General features: G+C 70.7%; 19 protein-coding genes and 1 pseudogene. 7 read left to right on the top strand and 13 right to left on the bottom strand.

The genetic code is table 11. The features are described 5' to 3' along the window. Window positions 1-7: 7 nt before the first annotated feature. The 3 genes from ACSDR0_RS15090 to wrbA form a co-directional block, all read right to left on the bottom strand. On the bottom strand, window positions 8-418 hold the full coding sequence (locus tag ACSDR0_RS15090; RefSeq protein WP_435289415.1) for a YybH family protein: 411 nt from the start codon (window positions 416-418) through the stop codon (window positions 8-10). 10 nt (window positions 419-428) lie between these two features. Continuing rightward, a complete protein-coding gene (locus ACSDR0_RS15085) occupies window positions 429-1,034 on the bottom strand; it encodes a flavin reductase family protein (protein WP_435289414.1) in 606 nt (201 codons plus the stop codon). Window positions 1,035-1,255: 221 nt separating this feature from the next. After that, window positions 1,256-1,873 carry an NAD(P)H:quinone oxidoreductase gene (gene wrbA / locus ACSDR0_RS15080; protein WP_435289413.1) on the bottom strand — a complete coding sequence of 206 codons (618 nt, stop codon included), beginning with the start codon at window positions 1,871-1,873 and terminating at the stop codon, window positions 1,256-1,258. 95 nt (window positions 1,874-1,968) lie between these two features. Between wrbA and ACSDR0_RS15075 the strand changes: the two genes are divergently transcribed. After that, on the top strand, window positions 1,969-2,481 hold the full coding sequence (locus tag ACSDR0_RS15075; protein ID WP_435289412.1) for a MarR family winged helix-turn-helix transcriptional regulator: 513 nt from the start codon (window positions 1,969-1,971) through the stop codon (window positions 2,479-2,481). Between the two features lie 227 nt (window positions 2,482-2,708). On the opposite strand, the gene ACSDR0_RS15070 is transcribed toward ACSDR0_RS15075, so the two are convergent. Together ACSDR0_RS15070 and ACSDR0_RS15065 are read right to left on the bottom strand one after the other, a co-directional pair. Next, window positions 2,709-4,790 carry a BTAD domain-containing putative transcriptional regulator gene (locus ACSDR0_RS15070; RefSeq protein WP_435289411.1) on the bottom strand — a complete coding sequence of 694 codons (2,082 nt, stop codon included), beginning with the start codon at window positions 4,788-4,790 and terminating at the stop codon, window positions 2,709-2,711. A gap of 1,316 nt (window positions 4,791-6,106) precedes the next feature. Continuing rightward, window positions 6,107-6,949, bottom strand: a complete 843-nt coding sequence (locus ACSDR0_RS15065) for a hypothetical protein (RefSeq protein WP_435289410.1) — start codon at window positions 6,947-6,949, stop codon at window positions 6,107-6,109. Window positions 6,950-7,479: 530 nt separating this feature from the next. Between ACSDR0_RS15065 and ACSDR0_RS15060 the strand changes: the two genes are divergently transcribed. Then, on the top strand, window positions 7,480-7,932 hold the full coding sequence (locus ACSDR0_RS15060) for a sugar 3,4-ketoisomerase (RefSeq protein ID WP_435289409.1): 453 nt from the start codon (window positions 7,480-7,482) through the stop codon (window positions 7,930-7,932). A 119-nt stretch (window positions 7,933-8,051) separates the two neighbouring features. On the opposite strand, the gene ACSDR0_RS15055 is transcribed toward ACSDR0_RS15060, so the two are convergent. The 3 genes from ACSDR0_RS15055 to ACSDR0_RS15045 all read right to left on the bottom strand — a co-directional run bounded on the left by ACSDR0_RS15055 (window position 8,052) and on the right by ACSDR0_RS15045 (window position 10,603). Beyond that, complete coding sequence (locus ACSDR0_RS15055; RefSeq protein ID WP_435289408.1) at window positions 8,052-8,603, bottom strand: hypothetical protein; 552 nt, start codon at window positions 8,601-8,603, stop codon at window positions 8,052-8,054. A gap of 311 nt (window positions 8,604-8,914) precedes the next feature. Continuing rightward, window positions 8,915-9,667, bottom strand: coding sequence for a lysophospholipid acyltransferase family protein (locus tag ACSDR0_RS15050; RefSeq protein ID WP_435289407.1), 753 nt, complete (start codon window positions 9,665-9,667; stop codon window positions 8,915-8,917). A gap of 162 nt (window positions 9,668-9,829) precedes the next feature. Beyond that, window positions 9,830-10,603, bottom strand: coding sequence for a cyclase family protein (locus ACSDR0_RS15045; RefSeq protein WP_435289406.1), 774 nt, complete (start codon window positions 10,601-10,603; stop codon window positions 9,830-9,832). Window positions 10,604-10,811: 208 nt separating this feature from the next. Between ACSDR0_RS15045 and dhaK the strand changes: the two genes are divergently transcribed. The 3 genes from dhaK (at window position 10,812) to ACSDR0_RS15030 (ending at window position 13,111) form a co-directional block, all read left to right on the top strand. Further along, window positions 10,812-11,804 (top strand): dihydroxyacetone kinase subunit DhaK, encoded by a 993-nt coding sequence (gene dhaK, locus ACSDR0_RS15040; protein WP_435289405.1) that lies wholly within the window; start codon window positions 10,812-10,814, stop codon window positions 11,802-11,804. Next, window positions 11,804-12,526, top strand: a complete 723-nt coding sequence (gene dhaL / locus ACSDR0_RS15035; RefSeq protein WP_435289404.1) for a dihydroxyacetone kinase subunit DhaL — start codon at window positions 11,804-11,806, stop codon at window positions 12,524-12,526. Before dhaK ends, dhaL begins: the two co-directional genes overlap by 1 nt. Window positions 12,527-12,739: 213 nt before the next feature. After that, window positions 12,740-13,111 carry a PTS-dependent dihydroxyacetone kinase phosphotransferase subunit DhaM gene (locus ACSDR0_RS15030; RefSeq protein WP_435289403.1) on the top strand — a complete coding sequence of 124 codons (372 nt, stop codon included), beginning with the start codon at window positions 12,740-12,742 and terminating at the stop codon, window positions 13,109-13,111. Window positions 13,112-13,259: 148 nt separating this feature from the next. On the opposite strand, the gene ACSDR0_RS15025 is transcribed toward ACSDR0_RS15030, so the two are convergent. Continuing rightward, window positions 13,260-13,622: a hypothetical protein gene (locus ACSDR0_RS15025; RefSeq protein ID WP_362676030.1), complete on the bottom strand. Its 363-nt coding sequence runs from the start codon at window positions 13,620-13,622 to the stop codon at window positions 13,260-13,262. Window positions 13,623-13,895: 273 nt separating this feature from the next. Then, the gene (locus ACSDR0_RS15020; protein WP_435289402.1) at window positions 13,896-15,251 is read right to left on the bottom strand and encodes a hypothetical protein; all 1,356 of its coding nucleotides are present in this window, start codon (window positions 15,249-15,251) and stop codon (window positions 13,896-13,898) included. A gap of 196 nt (window positions 15,252-15,447) precedes the next feature. Here ACSDR0_RS15020 and ACSDR0_RS15015 point away from each other — a divergent pair. Beyond that, window positions 15,448-15,822: pseudogene (locus ACSDR0_RS15015) on the top strand (ACT domain-containing protein); the annotation flags it as partial. An 81-nt stretch (window positions 15,823-15,903) separates the two neighbouring features. Here ACSDR0_RS15015 and ACSDR0_RS15010 read toward each other — a convergent pair. Then, a complete protein-coding gene (locus ACSDR0_RS15010; RefSeq protein WP_435289401.1) occupies window positions 15,904-16,530 on the bottom strand; it encodes a TetR/AcrR family transcriptional regulator in 627 nt (208 codons plus the stop codon). A gap of 83 nt (window positions 16,531-16,613) precedes the next feature. Here ACSDR0_RS15010 and ACSDR0_RS15005 point away from each other — a divergent pair, with 83 nt between their 5' ends. Then, window positions 16,614-17,786: a DUF418 domain-containing protein gene (locus ACSDR0_RS15005; RefSeq protein WP_435289400.1), complete on the top strand. Its 1,173-nt coding sequence runs from the start codon at window positions 16,614-16,616 to the stop codon at window positions 17,784-17,786. Between the two features lie 135 nt (window positions 17,787-17,921). On the opposite strand, the gene ACSDR0_RS15000 is transcribed toward ACSDR0_RS15005, so the two are convergent. Beyond that, on the bottom strand, window positions 17,922-18,158 hold the full coding sequence (locus tag ACSDR0_RS15000) for a hypothetical protein (protein WP_435289399.1): 237 nt from the start codon (window positions 18,156-18,158) through the stop codon (window positions 17,922-17,924). A gap of 26 nt (window positions 18,159-18,184) precedes the next feature. Next, a complete protein-coding gene (locus tag ACSDR0_RS14995; RefSeq protein WP_329093428.1) occupies window positions 18,185-18,439 on the bottom strand; it encodes a Smr/MutS family protein in 255 nt (84 codons plus the stop codon). Window positions 18,440-18,804: the final 365 nt, after the last annotated feature.

The following is an 18,804-nucleotide window of genomic DNA, read 5'->3' as shown; positions in this document are numbered from 1 at the left end:
GGGGTGGTCAGGCCGCGGGGCGCGTGGTGCCGTGCGGGTTGTCGATGACCGAGCGCCAGAGGCCGTCGGCGCCGCGCCGGATGACGTCGGTGCTGGTGCCCTCCATCCGCATGTGGTCGCCGCCGGGACCGGTGCCCTCCACGACCCAGTCCGCGATGATCAGCGCGATGTCGTCCGCGACGTAGACGTGGCGGTCGCGGATGTCCATGGGCAGCCCGAGCTCGAGGAAGTCGGCGATGGCCTTGCTCGCCTCGCCGCCGGTGACGGGATCGCCGGGCCCGCGGACGAACACCGCGCCGTCCTCCAGACCGGCCTCGACGGCGGCGACGTCACCGGAGTTGAAGGCGCGGCGGAAGTTCTCGGTGTGCTGGTACGGGTCGGAGACCGGGGCGAAGGTGCTCCGCGTCGAGCTGGTCATCTGTGCTCCTTCATGACATTCGGTGGCTCGCGGTTTCCGCGGTCAACGCGGGCCGGTGGCGGTGCCCCGCGGAGGCGGGTTCGGCGATGTCCGCGGGGACGGGCTCGTGCGGTTCCGGCCACACCGAGTAGCGGCGCAGCCCGTACAGCAGTGGGCGGCGCGACTCCCTGCGCAGCACGCGCTGGACCGCGCCCATCACGACGGTGTGGTCGCCGACCCGGTCGGCGCGCGACACCAGGCAGTCGGCTATGGAGTGGGCGTCCCGCACCAGGTGCGGGCCGCACGCCCGGCCGTCGACCGTCCACTCGGCGCGGTCGAAGCGGCGCGGATCGCCGGAGGCGAACAGCTCGGCCGTCGCCCTGGCGTTGTGGTCGAGAAGATTGAGGGTGAACCGCCTGGCGGCGAGCACCGCCGCCAGGGTCGGGCTCGCGTTGCGCACGCACACCAGCAGGGTGGGCGGGGCAAGCGTGACGCTGCAGACCGACGAGCAGGTTATGCCTCTGGGGCTGCCGTCAGCGGAGACGACCGTCACGACCGCCACCCCGGTGGGGAAGCCCGCCATCAGGGCGCGGAAGTCATCCTGGCCGGTCTGATTCGTACTCGGTGCTTCGCGCATGTGATACCGCCTCTGCTGGCCGGGAGCGCCGGTCCGGACCCGTACGCGACGATGTCCGGGAACCGCCTGCAATCACGTGAGCTCACGCTATGAGCGTCGGCTCTCGATGCTCTCTTTCCCATCTCTCACCGACCCCGGCCTGGCCGGGACGTGAGACGACGAGGCCGCCGGAGCGCTGCTCCGGCGGCCTCGGGTGGTGCCTGTCGTGTCGGGGCCGTACGTCACGAGGCCGCGGCTCGCAGCGGCTTGAGCGCCTCGGCGATCCGGGCGAAGCGGGCACCGTGGTACTCGGCGGCGGCGTACACGTGCTTGGCCAGGTTCTCGTCGCCGTCGCGGATGCTGATGCCGTACGGGTTGCCGCCCGCGGCGTGGATGAGGTCGTAGTCGGCGTACCCGGTGGGGACGATGATCGAGCCCCAGTGGTGCATCACGTTGTAGAGGGCGACCAGGGTGGTCTCCTGCCCTCCGTGGACCTCGTAACTGCTGGTGAATCCGGTCGCCGCCTTGCCGGTCAGCTCGCCCTCCTGCCAGATCTTGCCGGTCGTGTCGAGGAACTGCTTGAGCTGGGAGCTGACGTTGCCGAAGCGGGTGGGCGTGCCGAAGGCGAACCCGTCGGCCCAGACGAGGTCGTCGACGGTGGCCTCCTCGATGTGCGTGGTGGCGTCAAGGTGCTCTCGCCAGGCCTGGTTGGAGTCGATCGCCGAACGGGGTGCCAGCTCGGGAACCCGGCGCAGCCGGACCTCCGCTCCCGCCGAGGCGACGCCACGGGTCAGGGCCTCGGCGAGCGCGTGCACGTTTCCCGTCGCCGAGTAATAGATCACTGCGATTCGGGCGTTCATTAGCACACCTCTCAACTGTTCATTTGACAACCGTTCCTAAGTCAACGGTATAAGGGTAATAGTGCACGAGTCAACTGTTGCGATATGGTGGGAAAATGGACGAACATCGGTTGGATCGGCAGGTCACGGCCTGGGCCGCGATCTTCCGGTTCAACGGGATGACGAACGCGCACCTCGACTCGGTCCTGCGTTCACGGGCGGGGATGACGCTGGCGGAGCACGAGCTGCTCGCCGTTCTGCAACGGCACGGCGGGCGCGCCCGGATGGGCGAGCTCGCCCGCGACCTGATGCTCTCCAAGAGCGGGGTGACCCGGCTCGTCGCCAAGCTGGAGGAGCCCGGCGACTGGGTCCGGAGGGTGATGTCGGCCCAGGACCGCCGGGCCACCTGGGCCGAGCTCACGCCGGCCGGAGAGAAGGCCCTCGAGGCCGCCAAGCCGGTCTTCGACGCGGCGGTCTCGGAGATCTTCGCGGACGCCCTCCCCGACCGGGAGCTGGAGCGCATCACGGCGGCCCTGGAACACGTCATCGGCACGAAGGGGTGGACCGCCACGACCGGCTCGTGCGCCGGGGCGTACGCCCCGGCGCCCGCCGGCCCTCCGGACGGCTGACATCCGCAGAACGGGCGTCCACAGAGCGGGCATCCGTGGAGCGGGCGTCCACAGAGCGGGCATCCGTGGAGCGAACACCTGAACGGCGGGCACCCGAACCGCGGGCCTCCGGACGCGGCCCCGGGCCGGTGACCTCGTCCGGGTCCCGCACATCCAAAGGCCCGGCCGGGACCCGCGCACCGGCCCCGGTTTCGTGTGGCGACGGCTCTCGCTGCGCATGACGGCCGTCAGCTCGCGGACGGCACGGCCGCGACGCCGTCCTGGTCGTCCGCGTCCGCCCCGACCGCGGCGATGCCGAGTTCCCGGCGGCCGAGCCTGGAACGGGCCGGTGGAGGCACGCGGGACAGCCGGCCGCGGTGGCGGGCGGCGAACCGCAGCCCCTCGGTCTCGAGTTCGAGCCAGGCACCCGGATCGGACGTCACCATCTCGATCATCTGCTCGCACACCGCCGTCGGGCACTCGATCAGGCCGGACCCCCCGGCCTCGCCCTTGAGCAGCCGCTCGGCCCCCTGGGCGAGACCCAGCCAGCAGTCCGTGGCACGGTCGAGCATGCCGGTCCGCTGCGCGGTGGTCAGCTCGCTCAGGGAGCGTTCCCTGGCGTACAGCCCCATCAGCTGGTGCATCCGGCAGCGCAACACCCCCATGTGGTCGGTTCCCGCCACGTCCAGCAGCCCCCGGTCGACGAGGTGTTCCAGGATCGGCTCCACCTCGGAGATCGGGGCGTCGACGGCCGCGGCGACCACCCAGGCGCCGAAGTCGGGCACCTGCAGCATGCCCGCCGCGTACCAGACCCGCCGCGCGCCCGGGTCGAGGGCCTCGACGCTGGGGGCCAGGTAGGAGCGCATGTCGAACGCGCCGTGGGAGAGCTCGTCCAGCCGGCGGTCCGGGTCGCTCAGCCGCTGCGCGAGACGGCCGATCTTGAGGTGGGTACGGGAGGCCAGGCGCGCCGCGGCGGCACGCACCGAGAGTGCCAGCCTGCCGGTCGCGCCGACCACCTGGTCCACCGCCTCGGGCTCCGCCGCTATGCGGTGGACCCCCACGACCTTGCGGAGAAGCTCGACCGACTGGTCGACGGTGAGCATGCCCACCTCGACGGGAAAGTTGCCCGGGACGTCGGACAGGTTCGACCGGCTGGTCATCAGCAGCGCGGCCTCGGGCGTGGCCGGGATCAGCGGCCAGACGTGACCGGCCCCCAGCACGTCGTCGAGCATGATGAGCACGCGCCTGCGGTCGAGCAGGCTGCGGTAGATCGCGGCCCGCTCGGCGAGTTCCTTCGGGATGGCGGTGTCGGCGACGCCGAAGGAGCGCAGGAAGCAGGACAGCACGTCGCCGACGTCGACCGGGTCGGGCCGGGAACCTCGCAGGTCGGCGTAGAGCTGCCCGTCGGGAAACTCGTCGCGCAGCTGGTGGGCCACGTGCAGGGCCATGGCCGACTTGCCCGAGCTCCACTTGCCGTAGACGCCGCAGATGCGGGCGCCGTGGCTGTCGGCCGTCAGCGCGGCGTGGATGCGGCGCTCGTGCTCCGGCCGGCCGACGTAGTCGGGCAGGTCCGCGACGAGCTGGGCGGGCACGTTGACGGGCGCGTCCTCGGGGACGTGGACCGGTTCGCCCGCCAGGACGCGCTGGTGCATCTCCCGCAGGGTCGGGCCGGGTTCGAGGCCGAGCTCGTCGACGAGGAGCACCCGCCCGGCGGCATAGGCCTCCAGCGCCTCCGCCCGCCGGTCGGCGCAGTACAGCGCGTACATCAGCTGCGCGCGCAGGCCCTCGCGCAGGGGGTACCGCTCCACCAGGACCATCAGCTCGTCGATCAGCTCCCGGCCGCGACCGCACTGGAGCTCCAGGTCGATGCACTCCTCGATGACCGACAGCCGCCGTTCCTCCCACTTGGCGGCTATGGCCTGCACGGCGGGACTGTCGACCTCGGCGAGCACCGGGCCGCGGAACAGCGACAGCGCGCAGCGGTATCGGGACGCCGCCAGCGTCCGATCGCCCTGCGCGGCCAGCGAGCGGGCGTCGGCGACCTGCTCGTTGAACCGGTGCGCGTCCACGGTTTGCGGATCGACGCGCAGGGCGTAGCCCGGTGACGTCGTCTCGATGAGATCGGCGACGGCTCCGGCGAGCGCGAAGGAGCGGCGCAACTGCCATATGCACGTCTGCACCTGCTCGGCGGCGGTCCGTGGCGGCCTGCCCGCCCAGAGGGCCTCCACGATCTCCCCGACCGTCACGATGCGGCCGGCACTGGCCAGGAGCATCGTGAGAACGATGCGCTGCCGGTTCTTACCGACGACGACCGGTGTGTCGCCGATCAACACCTCAAGTGGACCCAGAATACGAAACAGCATAAGCGCCTCGACACTCCCGTTAACGGCAATCTAATCGGATCATCTCGCCTTATCCCATCAAAACCCATTTCACACCCAATATTCGCGGCGCCCTCTGCGAGAACCCGGCCGACCACGGACGGGGCCGTCACGGTCGCCTGTCACCCTGCCTTCCCTTTCCCGATGGACCACCGTTTCACCGGCGAGGCCGAGAGGCGGAACGGATGCGCCGCACCAAAACCATCAATTCCGGATGATCACTATTCGGCACGATCGTATACGTGATCTTGATTTAAGAATGCCCTCCTTCTCTACACATATAGCAAATCATCGCGTATGTGGCAAGTCAGCCATGAATGGCACGATCACGCTTAATCAGCAGCCAAGAAGAATAAATCTCTTGACGTAATACCGGTTTTTAACGTGACATAATTCGTCACGCTGCGTCGTTTCGTCCAGCACGCGCCGCCCAGGGAGAATCCGAGGGAAGGGCCCGGCGGCAGGGGCCGGAGGGGCTGCCGACCACGGAAAATCCGCCACCTCCGGCCTGGTGAGGGGGTGATCGCCGCGGCGGGCGACCGGCGGCCCGGCGTGACCGAGCGAGGCGACCCCGGATTTCGGCCAATATCGGCCGGCTCCCGCACGCCGTTCACGGCGCCGGATCACGGAATCGCGAATCAAAGACATCGGCCCGCGTTAATAAAACGTTCCAATCATCGGCGACGCCGAGCGTCGCCGCTTCGGGGAAAGCGCCGTTCCCCGGTTGTTCACCGCCATACAAGACGGAAATTAACAGACCTGCCGAGGGGGGCCTATTCAGAAAAGCCCGGTTATTCGCACGACATCGGCGAATGGCCTCGCGCGACCAGGTCCTGGACGCGGCCGGCGACGGCGGCGAGAACACGCCATCGGCGACCCGAATTCTCGGACGCCATACCTGCCCAGCCAACCACCACCCCATCGCGGCATTTCGGTCATTCTTTACACTCGGGGAGTTGTCAGTCCCCGGCCGACCATCGCTACCCGAGTGCGGACCGGCCAAACACGGCCAAACACGACCGGGTACGGCTGGGCACGGTCACCCCGACGCCCTCGCGCGACGCCGCGACCGGCTCGCCGTCCCGCCCCACCCGACGCTCGGGCGGGATGCGCGGCGGGACGGCGGCGCCCGGGTCTCGGATCCGGGACCCGGGCGCCGCCGTCCCGGGCCGCGCGTGGCCGGAAGGCCCGTCACCTCGTGCCGGACGACCCCGGGATCCACGACGCGGCCATGCGGGCCGGGCCCGCGTTCGGTCCCAGGACGCTCAGGGAGTCGGCGTGGGGGTCGGGGTCGGGGTGGGGGTCGGGGTCTCCGTCACGGTGGTGGTCGGCTCGGGGGTGGGGACGACCGGTGTCTCCGTGGGCGGCACCGGCGTTTCCGTGGGAGGCGCCGGGGTCTCCGTGGGCGGCGGCACCGTGGGGGTCGCGACGGGCGGCGTGGGGCAGATGGCGGGCGTGCGCCACCTGCCGCCCGGCCGCCACTGGTTGACGGACCACCAGTCGCCGCCGCGCCAGAACTTCCTGCTGGGCCGCGTCAGGTCGAAGACGTAGGCGGCCGTGGCCGTCTCGCCCGAGGTCGTGGCGGTCACCGAGACCCAGTCGCCCTGCCTGACCACGTTGCCCCGCCGCCCCGAGAGGGCCTTGGTGGAGTCGGCGATCGCATAGACCTTCTCGAAGCCGTCCTGGCTTCTCACGGTGATCGAGTCCTCCGCCAGAGCGGTCGCCTCACCGGTCTGGGCGAACACCGTGAAACCGCAGCCGTCCTTCGCCGGCAGGACGAACTCGCCGTGCAGCGTGCCCGGGAACGCCAGTGGCGGTACCCGAGGCGGCGGCGTCGTGGCGGTGGGTTCCGGCGTCGGCGTCACGGTCAGGGTCGGGGTCGGCGTGGGTGTCTCGCTCACCGTCACCGTCACGCTGGGGGTCGGCGTCACCGGTTCTGTCGGGGCGGGCGGCGGCGATGCCGCTGACGCCGAGGACACCCCGACGCCGCCCGACGCCGCCAGTACGACGGCGGTGGCGAGGACCATCGGGCGTGGGATGCGCCACGGTTGTCCGCCGGATCCGCTCGACGACATCGCGTCGGACCTGTCGGGATTTTTTAGCGTCACCTTGTCCTCCATCTGGTTTGATCCGGACCAGCGGGGGCGTCGAAGGGGTGCTCACGCCCGCCGCCGAGACCGAGGACCACCGCCCGGTCGTGGTCCTCCATCGAGGGGCGCGAGGAAGACTGCCCGCTTCCAGAGAAGCCATGCGGGCGAAACAGGCGACGGGCCATCAGAACCGGACCTCTCACCAGCTCAACCCCACATTTCGCGAATTAGAACAAATCTCCTTCCGGGCTTCCGTCCGGGTCCGGAAGGGGGAGACGGGCCTCCGGCGTGGCGATCCCGGCGTCCGGGGCCGGCGCGGTCATGCCGCCGGACAGCTCTCGGAGCGGATACCCGGCGACGGCACTCGCCGAGGGGAACCCGAGCACCCGCGTCGCGGGCCGCCGGAGGCGGCGAGCCGGTCGACGCGACGGTCGTGCTCTCCCCCGCCGAAGGATGTTTACTTACGATCAGGCAAGAGGCCCCGGCTTGCCGGAACGGCGAGCACGACTGGGACACGCCGCCCGGCGGTCCGGACAGCAAGGGAATCGATGAATCCTCGCAATACCGTGGACAGCGGCCAGGCGGCCGGAAAAATCGACCGGTGTCGAATGGTGGAGCTTCCCGAGCATTCCGATCCTCGGGGCCTTCTCACCGTGGTGGAGGGCGGGAAAGACGTTGATTTTGACATCAAGAGGGCCTACTTCATCCACCATGTCCCCGAGAACGTGGCCCGGGGCGCGCACGGTCACCGGCGGCTTCGCCAGTTGATCATCGCCATGCACGGCAGCTTCGAGGTCATCGTCGACGACGGCTTCGAAAAGGAGCGGTTCGTGCTGGACCATCCCAGCCGGGGGCTCTACGTCGTCCCGATGATCTGGCGTGACATGGTGAACTTCACCCCCGACGCGGTGGGGCTGTGGCTGGTGTCGGAACCCTACGACGAGTCGGAGTACTACCGGGACTACGCGGAGTTCCTGCGCGACGCGAGGGCCTCCCGGTGAAGGCGCCCTTCCTCCGTCGCCTCACACTCCGCGGCGGCGAGTGGCGGGCGGCGAACGCGGCGGACTGAAGACCGCCGGCGACCTGGCGACCTCATCCTGAGCCGTGATCCGGGGGCGGCTCAGGAGTAGGCGGCGACCATGCCGACGACGACACCGGCGAGCGAGACGAATGTGAGGACGCACCCGAGGGCCACCGCGGCGCGCCTGCCGCGACGCGCCTTGAGAACGTAGAGGAGCACGTACGGCAAAAAGCCCAGCACGCCGACGCCGAGGAACGGCATGGTCAGCGCGGCGAGGACGCCGGAGGTGCCGGTCGGGACGGCGCGGTCGCCCTCGGGGGTGAGCTGGGCTCGCTTGACGTCTCCCGCGGTGGAGTCGGGCGAGGCGTCGACCGGGATCGCGTCGCCGCCGCCGTCGGGCACGAAACCGCCCTTGCAGTCGTAGCGCCCCTGGCCCAGGTCCTCGCACGAGATGACCGTGAGCGTGCCGGGGACGCCGATGGAGCCCGTCGCGAGCTTGAGGCCGGACACCGCGGACACGAAGGGCAGCACGCCCAGGCCCGCCCAGAGGATCAGCAGGATGGTCATGCCGACCTTCCCCGGCGTGCGCCCGGGACCGGGGGCCGGTGCCGGCTGGAAGACGTTCGCTATGTCCTCGAAGGCGTTGCTCATGGGAACACGATGCGGCACACCACTTGCGAACCACCTGTTCGCGACTTGTGCACGAATTTCGTGATTCGCACCTCAGGCCCGCGACCCGTTCCCGCCGACCCGTTTCCTGCCGGGCCGCTCCACCGGCGCGCTCCCCTGGCGTGCGACGGCGTGCGACGCCCATACCCGCACCCGCGCTCGCGGCTCGTACGCGACGCCCGCGGTTTCCGGCCCGGCACGCCGATCACCGTCGCGCGCCCGTACACGCCCGTACACGCCCGTACAGGCCGGTGCGCATCGGTGTGCGAGGCGTTATGACCTGGGGCGGGCCGTCATGAGATGCGCCTGGCCGTCCTGGCCTCCGCCTCGGCGGCGTCCAGCTTGGCGGCCTCCTCGGGGGTGGGCGCGGTGCCGCCGAGGTGACGGGGCTGCCACCAGACGCCCTGCGGGATCTCCGGGTAACTCCGCTGCGCCTTGTCGAGCATCTCGGCCATGCGCTCGCGCAGGTCGGTGGTGACGGCGTCGTAGTCGTCGCCGCGCTGGGGGTGCATGGGCTCGCCGACCTGGATCGTGATCGGCACGTGCCGCTGCAGCAGCTTCTTGGGGTGGCCCTTGGTCCACAACCGCTGGGTGCCCCACAGGGAGACCGGGATCATCGGCACCTTGGCGCCGACGGCCATCCGGACCGCGCCGTTCTTGATCTCCTTGACCGTGAAGGACCGGCTGATCGTGGCCTCGGCGAACACGCCGACGACCTCGCCGCCCCTGAGCGACTTCAGCGCCGCGCCGAACGCGGCGGCCCCGGCCGCGCGGTCGACCGGGATGTGGTGCATGCCGCGCATCAGCGGCCCGGAGATGCGGTGGTCGAAGACCTCCTTCTTCGCCATGAAACGCACCAGGCGCCCGGCGGGACGCGCGGCCAGGCCGGCGAAGATGAAGTCGAGATAGCTGATGTGATTGCTGACCAGCACGGCTCCGCCGGTCCGCGGGATATGTTCGGCGCCCTCGATACTGATCTTGAGGTCCAGCGCGCGGAACACGGTCAACGCCGCCCCGATGACCGGGGGATACACGATCTCAGCCATGGCTGAACCGTACCTCAGCTCTCTCCCCGGCCCGACCTCCCCCGATCCTCTTCCCGACACCCTCGCGTGACCGGACCTCAGCGCCCCGGAAGGCCTCCTCGGGCCATCACGATCCCGCCGCGCCGAGTGAGGCGAGGGTCCGCCCCGCCACCCCGGCGACGTTCACCTCTCGACCAGGGCCAGCACCCGCAGCGGGCTGCCCGAGCCTCCGACGATGGGCAACGGCGACGCGACGACCACGGCGCCGGTCACCGGGAGCCGGTCGAGGTTGCGCAACTGGGTCAGGCCGTACTTCCCCGCGCCCAGCAGGAACGAGTGGCACGGGAAGGCGGGGTCGAAACCGTGCGCGGCCCCCGCGTCGGTACCGACGGTCTCCACGCCCAGGCCGGCGATCGAGGTCTCCTCGGCCAGCCACCGGGCGCACTCGACCGAGACGCCGGGCGTGTGCGGGCCTGTCTCGCTCGCGTTCAGGAAGCGCTCCTGGTCGTGGGAGCGGGCGTCCCAGCCGGTGCGGTAGAGCAGCCATCCGCCCTCCGGCAGCGGCCCGTTGGCCTCCTCCCACGCCTTGACGTGCGCGATCTCCAGCAGGAAGTCGGCGTCCTCGGCCGCCTGGGCGGCGAAGTCGAGGACCACGGCCGGGGCGATCAGCCGCTCGACCGGCACCTGCGAGACGTCCTCGCCGTCCTTGCCGGTGACCCAGTGAACGGGCGCGTCGAAATGGGTGCCGGTGTGCTCACCGGTCACGATGTCGTTCCAGTACCACGCGGGGCCGCGGTCGTCGTAGCGGCTGATCTCCTTGAGCGTGAACGGGACGGTGTTGCCGAACGGCTCCGGCAGTCGCAGGATCGGCGTCTCCGACGACAGCGGCGCCGTCAGGTCGATCACCTCGATCCCACCGTTCCGGATGCTCTCCACCAGGTTCCGCAACACCGACATGACGCCTCCAGCTGGGATAAGAACTGGGCAGATCTTCCTACACCGCCACCGCCGCCGCCACCTTCGCGTGCACACCCGGTCAACTCCCGTCGAACCGGGTCGCCAGGCCCCGTACCGACCCCGCCCTCGCCCCGACGCGAGCCGAGGAGGAGAGGGCTTCCGCGGCCGATGCTTGCCATCGCCCGCGAACAGGGCGAGTTTGGGAACTGTGAAAAAGCTCATCAACGATGTCGAGTCAGTCGTTCCCGATGCGCTGCGCGGCGTCGCGGCGGCCCATCCCGGGCTGCGGGTGGACGTGGACAACCAGATCGTGTTCCGGGCCTCGGGGCCGCGCCCCGGCAAGGTGGGCCTGGTGTCCGGCGGCGGGTCGGGGCACGAGCCGCTGCACGCCGGATTCGTGGGGTACGGCATGCTCGACGCGGCCTGCGCCGGTGAGATCTTCACCTCTCCCGTACCCGACCAGATGATCGAGGCCACCGCGGCGGTGGACGGCGGGGCCGGGGTCCTGCACATCGTGAAGAACTACACGGGCGACGTGCTGAACTTCCGGATGGCCGCCGAGCTGAGCAGTGAGGAGGGGGTTCGGGTGGAGAGCGTGCTGGTCGACGACGACGTGGCCGTGCGCGACTCCCTCTACACGGCGGGACGCAGGGGCACCGGTGCCACGCTGTTCGTCGAGAAGATCGCCGGGGCGATGGCCGAGACCGGCGCACCGCTGCCCGAGGTCGCGCGGGTGGCCAGGGAGGTCAACGCCCGCAGCCGCTCCTTCGGGGTCGCGCTGAGCCCCTGCACCACGCCCGCGGCGGGCGTGCCCACCTTCGACCTCGCCGACACCGAGATCGAGCTGGGCATCGGCATCCACGGCGAGCCCGGCCGGACGCGTTCGGCCATGCGCCCGGCCCGCGAGCTGGTCTACCTGGCGATGGACGCGATCCACGAGGACCTGCCGATCTCCGGCGACACCCTCGTCATGGTGAACGGCATGGGCGGCACGCCGCTGATCGAGCTGTACATCGCCTACGCGGCCGTCGTGGACCACCTGACGGAGAAAAAAGCGCGGGCGGCAAGAAACCTCGTCGGCAACTACGTGACGAGCCTCGACATGCAGGGATTCTCGATCACGGTCTGCCGGTTGAACGAGGAGCTCACCCGGCTCTGGGACGCCCCCGTCGAGACCCCCGCACTGCGCTGGGGCCGCTGATGACCTCCGGCACGGACGCCGACCCGCGCACCGAGGCGAACAGCGCCCCGCACACCGCCACGAACACCGACACGGACGATGAGATGAACACCGCGATGGACACCGCCCTTTTCACCGCCTGGATCGAGGAGACCGCCAGGACCGTCACCGCCCAGAAGGAACGACTGACCGCTCTGGACGCCGCGATCGGCGACGCCGATCACGGGGCCAACCTCGACCGGGGGCTCACCGCGGTCACCAAGGCGCTGGACGCCGGAGAGCCCGCCACCCCCGGATCGCTGCTGGTGCTGGTCGGCAACACCTTGATCCGCAAGGTCGGCGGGGCGTCCGGCCCCCTGTACGGTACGGCGTTCCGTGAGGCGGGCAAGGCGCTGGGCGACACCCCCGAGGTGTCCGTCGCGCAGCTCCACGCCGCCCTGGAGGCCGGGCTCGCCGGGGTGCGGAACCTGGGGTCGGCCGCCGAGGGCGACAAGACCATGGTGGACGCCCTCGCCCCGGCCGTGCGGGCACTGGAGCAGGCCGTACGGGATGGCAAGGACCCGGCGGAGGCGATCGACGCCGCGGCGTCGGCGGCCCGCACCGGGGCCGAGGCGACGATCCCGATGCAGGCTCGCAAGGGGCGGGCGAGCTATCTCGGGCCCCGCAGCGTGGGCCACGAGGACCCCGGCGCCGCCTCCACCGCGCTCATCATCTCCGCCCTGCACACGGTGACGGCGCGATGACACACTTCCCGCTCCCGCCCGTCGCGCCGGGCGCCGCATGAGCCGCCGCGCCGGGCGCCGCATGAGCCGCCGCGCGGGGAGCCGCATGAGCCGCCGCGCGGGGAGCGCCGGTCGCTCCCGCCCGCTTCCCGCCCCCGTCGAACGGGCACGGCCCTTCCCGCCCGGGGCGAGCGGCCCCCGGATCGCGCCGGTGGCGGACAGGTCGGCGGCCCCGTGGTAGGCATCGTCCTCATCTCGCACAGCGGCCCGCTGGCGGCCGAGGTGGCGCTGCTGGCCTCGCAGATCGGCGGCACGAACGTCCCCCTGGCCGCCGCGGGCGGCACCGACGACGGCGGCCTCGGGACCAGTCCCGACCTGGTGGCGGCGGCGATCGAGGAGGTGGACCGGGGAGACGGGGTGATCCTCATCCCCGACCTGGGAAGCTCGGTGCTCACCGCCCGGCTCTTCGCGGGCGAGCGTGTGGTGATCGCCGACGTACCGTTCGTGGAGGGGGCCATCTCGGCCGTCGTGTCGGCGGGCACCGGCTCCCCGCTGCGCGCCGTACTGGCGGCGGCCGAGGAGGCGAGGACCTTCCGCAAGCTCTGACGCGGAAACCCCCGCCCTCCGGGGAGAGCGGGGGTCCGGCGTGCGCGAGGCCGGGCGGCGGTGTGGGGCCGTCCGGGTTCCGGCGTACGCCCGAAACGGGTTGGTGGCGTGAAGGCCGTCCGGGTTCCGGCGTACGGGCGAGGTGGGGCTAGCGCGTGGCCAGCAGGCCCTCCAGCAGGCCGAGGACGGCCTGGACCGGAGGGGGCGTGGTCCCGAACTCCACGTCGGTCCCGCTGACGGAGTCCATCACGCTGACCGAGCTCTGCGGCAGCCCCCAGCGCTCACCGCCGTCGTGCCCAACGCCGACCTCGATACCGGCGAAGGTGACGTACTCCCAGTTCTTGAGTTCCCTCCTGAGCGCCTCGTGGCCGCGTACGGTGGCCCACTCGGCGACGGCCGCGAGGATGTCGCCAAGTGTGTTCTCGCGCTCCTTCAGGTCTCCGGACTGGAGTTCCTCGATCTGGCGGTCCAGCTCGGCGCGCTGGGCGAGGAGTGCGTTGATGTCGCTCATAGGGGGCCTTTCAGGGAGGTGAGAAGTATGCGGGTGGGAGCGGCGAGTTCTCTGGAAGGTCGTTCACGAAAGAATCGGGCCTCCACCCGGGCGAACCCCGCCGCGATCCGCGAGCTGCCGGAGGCTTCGCTGATCGCCTGAGGGGACATTGCCGTCATGCGTCACATAATGGTGCCGTACGAGCCCACCCCGCGTCGATCCGTCACGGTGGAATCCTCACCGCTCAGAGGCATCGGGCATCGAGGCGTGCCCCTCGTACCGTCGTCGCGCGGGTCAGGGTACGGCGTCGCGAGCGCGGGCGGTGAGGTCGAGATACTCCTCACGGCCCAGCGTCCGGCTCTCGAAGCCGAGCCCGCTCCGCGTGGCGAAGCGGTGCGCGTCCTCCAGCGGCCACGGGCCCGGCAGGTGGCGGACGGGCCTTCCCTCGCCGTCCATCACGAAGAGCCCGGACAGCTGCTCATGGCGGTAGGCCATCAGCGCGGCCGCGCAGCCCAGGTCGAGCCCGATCTTCACGTCGTCGGGGACCATCCGCGCGCCGAGCCGGACGCGCAGCGTCCACCCGCCCCGGACGGAGAGGTACGGCCCCCCTGGCGGCCCTAGCGCGGCGCCGCGCCGGATGCGCAGGGTGTGCCATGCCTGCTGCGCGGGCTTCAGGACGACGAGCAGGGGAGCGAAGAAGATCGCCAGCCACTTGGCGTCCAGCAGGTCCAGCAGCATCCCGCCCAGCGCGGACAGCCCCCGCCACGCGAACCAGCCGCCCGTCGCGACGACGTAGGCCATCACGAACAACCCGGCCGCCCCCGCGCAGACCGCGACGACCTTCTTGGTCCTGGACATCCGGGAGACCTCCAGCCCGGTGAGGCGCGTCCAGCCCGGGGCCCGCCTGCTCAGAGCGGTACGCACCATCCTCGACGGCGTCACCAGGGCGTCGTGCACGGGGAGTTTCCGCCCGGCCGCGAAGACGGCCACGTCAAAGGTCGGCCATTCGCCGGGAAGGTCCGCGAGCACCAGCCCGTCGGCGTCGAGCACGGCGAGCCCGGTGAGGGAGCGCGACTCCTCCTTGCCGGAGACGAGCACCCGGCGCTCGTACCGGTAGTGGTACAGGGAGGCGGGCGCGAGCCGCAGCGAACGCCCGGCCACCGGATCCGTCGCGACCAGCGCCGGGCCGTCCCAGCCGAGCGTGGTCGCCGGGCAGGGCGTGCCCGAAAGCGCCCCCTCGTACGGCCGGAGCTCGCCGGACACCTCGTCGCAGGCCCGGAGCCGTGCCACCACCTCGTGACGGGAGCGGTCGCCACGCTCCGGGAGCCCTTCGCCCGCCGTGGTGCTCCACTGCCGTGCCCGGGTCTCAAGATGGGCGCGCCCCTCCTGCTCCGTGGCGTAGGGCCGGTACTCGAAGGTCAGCCCCGCGTCCGCGGCGAACGCCTCCACCTGGTGGCGGTGCCTGGCACCCGGGGAGTCGAGCATGACCCTCCCCCCGATGTCCAGGACCGCGACCCCGTAGACGACCGCGATCCCGCGAGGAAGGCGGTACAGGACCAGACCGGCCGCGCGTTCCCCGCCGGTGAGCGGCAACCGGATCGGATGACGGCCGGGCACGTCGACGACGAGACGACCGTCCTTTACCCCCATCTCACACCCGCCCCCGACGAGCGATCGTGTCGTGCCTATCGCTACCCCCGTCTCCCCCGCTTCGAAAAGCCCCCATTTCCAGAAGTGACGGATAAGGCAAACATAAAGTTCCAGGAACGGAGGCGCCGAACCACACCGGACCGCACAAGGGAAGAGTCGGGAAGGTCCGAGAAGAAGGGAAAAGCGGCCCCTTAGCATGGTGGCCGTGGCGGGAGAACACGATCTGACGAGGTTGCTGCGGGGCATGCGCCCGCATCTGCGTCCCGGGCGCTACGTTTTCGCCACGGTGCGGGGCGAGCCGCCGCGCGGGGTCACCCCGGTGGTGACCGTGGCCGAGGACGAGGGATCGACCCTCGTCGTCCCCCGCGAGCAGGCCGACGCGGCCGGGCTGGCCTACGACTACGTGGCCGCCTGGATCACCCTGCGCGTGCACTCGGCCCTGGGGGCCGTCGGCCTGACCGCGGCGGTCGCCACCGAACTGGCACGAGCCGGTGTGAGCTGCAACGTCGTGGCGGGCTACCACCACGACCACCTGTTCGTCCCCCACGAGCGGGCCACGGAGGCGGTGGCGGCGCTGGAGCGCCTCGCGGCCGAAGCCGAAGCGACCGGAGACGGAACGGCCGGAGACGAAGCGGCCGGAGGCGGGAGATCGTCAACGCGATCCTCTACCGGGGCCGGACCGACTGCCGGTGGGATTCCCGATCGCGGGCAGGATCGCCTGGTCGACCATCGCCGCGAGGTCCTCGTCGCTGGGCGGTGCCCCGGCGTCGATCAGGCGCTTGGTGACGAGGGCCTCGCCGATGTCGGCCACGACCGGGGTGAGTAGCTCAGCCGGGAAGTGGCCCCGGTCGGCGTAGTGCTGCAGCACGGTGCGGGTGAACGTGCCGCCCCGGTTGGCGAAGACCCGCTCGAACAGGGCCTCGGACATCAGTGCGGCGCTTTTCGGGTCGGTGAGGATGGCCGCGACAGCGCGGCCCGCCGGGCTGAGGGCCCAGTCCACCATGAGGCGCAGGGCGCGGATGAGGTCACCGCGCAGGTCGTCGGCCCCCGCCGTCGGCTCCTCGACCGGGTGCTGGTGGTAGAGCGCGTCGAGGAGCACCTCTAACGGGTCCGACCAGCGGCGATACAGGGTCGTGCGGGGCGTGGCCGCGCGCCGGGCGATGCCGTCCATGGTCAGCCGCCCCGCACCGACCTCCACCACCTCTTCCAACACGGCGTCGTGGATGGCCTTCAGCAGTTCTTCTCCGCGCCGGCGCATCCGGGGGTTGTGATCGCCCATCGCCCCCCCTTGCCTAGCTGCACGGGTGTATCTTACTCTCAAACATTAGCTACACTTCTGTATCTAATTTCAAGGGGACAACCATGTCCATCGCCCCACCGGCTCCCGTTCACGGGGCCACTCCAATCACCCAGCGCGCGCTCGCGCCCGATCTCGCACGCGGGCTGATGCTGCTGCTCATCGCGTTGGCGCACTCGCACATGTACCTGTCAGGCCACGAGGCGGGCTTCCGCGGCTACGCGCTCGACGGCGGCCCCCTGGACCGGCTGGTCGCCGGGATGCAGATCCTGCTGGTGGACGGACGTGCGCTGCCCATGTTCGCCGCCCTGTTCGGCTACGGCCTGGTGCAGCTCGCCAACCGGCAGCTCGCCACGGGCAGGAGCTGGCCACAAGTGCGCAAGGTGCTGCGCCGGCGGAGCCTGTGGCTGCTGGCGTTCGGGTTCTGCCACGCGCTGCTGCTGTTCTTCGGTGACATCCTCGGGGCGTACGGGCTGGTCGGGCTCGTGCTCGTCGGGTTCATCCGGCGCGAGGACAAGGTCGTGCTACGGGCCGCCGTCGTAGGGCTGGTGCTGCACGTCGTGATCCTGTTCGGCTTCGGGCTGCTCACCATCTCCGCACCCAAGGGCGACACGCCCGCCGCCATGGCGGACCCGATCGAGGCGACCGTGATGCGGCTCATCGGATGGTCCGCGATGACGCCCACATACTTCGCCGCCAGCGTGGTCCCGGCCTTCCTGTTCGGGATCTGGGCGGCGAGGCGCCGCCTGCTGGAAGACCCCATCTCGCACCGGGACCTGCTCTCCCGGGTCGCCGTCCTGGGCACCGGGCTGGCCGTCGTCGGCGCAGTGCCGCTGATGCTGATCGACACCCGCATCTGGACGCCGTCCGACATGGTGGCCGTGTCGGCGTACGCGCTGCACAGCGTGACCGGCATCGCCGGCGGGCTCGCGTACGCGGCCATCATCGGACTCGCCACCGGCCGGATGCGGCGCGGCCATTCCGGCCCGCTCGTCAGGGCTCTGGCCGCGTGCGGTCAATGGTCGCTGACCTGCTACCTCCTCCAGTCGGTGATCTTCGTAGCGGTGTTCGCACCGTACTTCGGAGGGCTCGGCACGCGTGTAGGCGACGCCGCGGCGTCCGGCATCGCCGTGGTGACCTGGCTGGCCACCGTGGTGCTCGCCGCGCTGCTGGCGCCCGGTGGGCGAAGAGGACCGGCCGAGGCCGCACTGCGGCGCCTCACCTACTCGCGTCGCTGACTCCCCCGTACGTCGGGGTACAGGGCCCGACGGGTCGCGGCGGTCGGCCGGCGGACATCCAGCAATGCCAAAGGCCGCTTCCAACGCCCTGGAAGCGGCCTTCGACGGGGATGGGCGGCTCGTCGGCAAGGCGGCTCAGGGTGGTCGTACCGCCTCGATCCCGGTGTCGGTCAGCAGCGCTTCGATGAGAGCCGGAGGGCCGGCGACCCTGGTGGCCCACAGGTCGCAGCCGGTGCACAGGGCCCGTGAGCGGTCCTCGGCCCAGAGGTCGGACGGGCTGAAGTCGGCCTCGGGATCGTCGTACGAGATCCCGGCATCTCCGAGGCACCCCGCACGCACATGGAGGTTGTCGGATTCGATGGCCCTGAGCACCAGCGGGTTGTAGTAGGCCAGGCACTCTACTTGTAGCGGAAGTAGACGAAGAGGCGGCCGTGGTTCTTGGCGTCCTTGTCGATGCGGTGGTAGAGGGCCTTGATCTCCTTCTGCTCCAGGAAGCGCAGGACCTTCTTCTTCAGCTGGCCCGAGCCCTTGCCGGGGATGATCTCGACCTCGGTGGCCTTCTTTCTGATGGCCTCGTCGATGATGCCCCGCAGCGCCTTGTCGATCTCTCCGCCCTTGTTGTAGAGGGGGTGCAGATCAAGCTTGAGCTTCAAGCGAGCCTCCCGCGTGTCAGGTGAGGCCAGTTTACGCGGGGCGGGACGCCACGGTTTCGCGGCGGTCACGCCCTCCCCCGCGGTCACGCCCTCCCCATGACCACGCCCCGCAGTCGCTCCCTCCCCGCGGTCACGCTCTCCCCATGACCGCGCCCCGCGGCCGCTCCCTCCCCGCGGTCACGGATCGCCCGGGTGCAGAGACGCCCGAATTGTGACGGTAAGAGAATATCCGGCCTAGTCTGCAATCAAATTTGACCAATTCCCATGATGATTGTGTCAATTTAATGATCTAGGCAAACAAATGGTCTCTAGTTAGGCTTCCTGTGATGATCGGCCGCCCTTACCGGGTGGCCGATCGCGTGTCA

The organism is Streptosporangium sp. G11, assembly GCF_051192615.1.
Lineage (GTDB): Bacteria > Actinomycetota > Actinomycetes > Streptosporangiales > Streptosporangiaceae > Streptosporangium.
The sequence above is the reverse complement of the archived record's forward strand: the minus strand, read 5'-3'. Positions and strand labels throughout refer to the sequence as shown.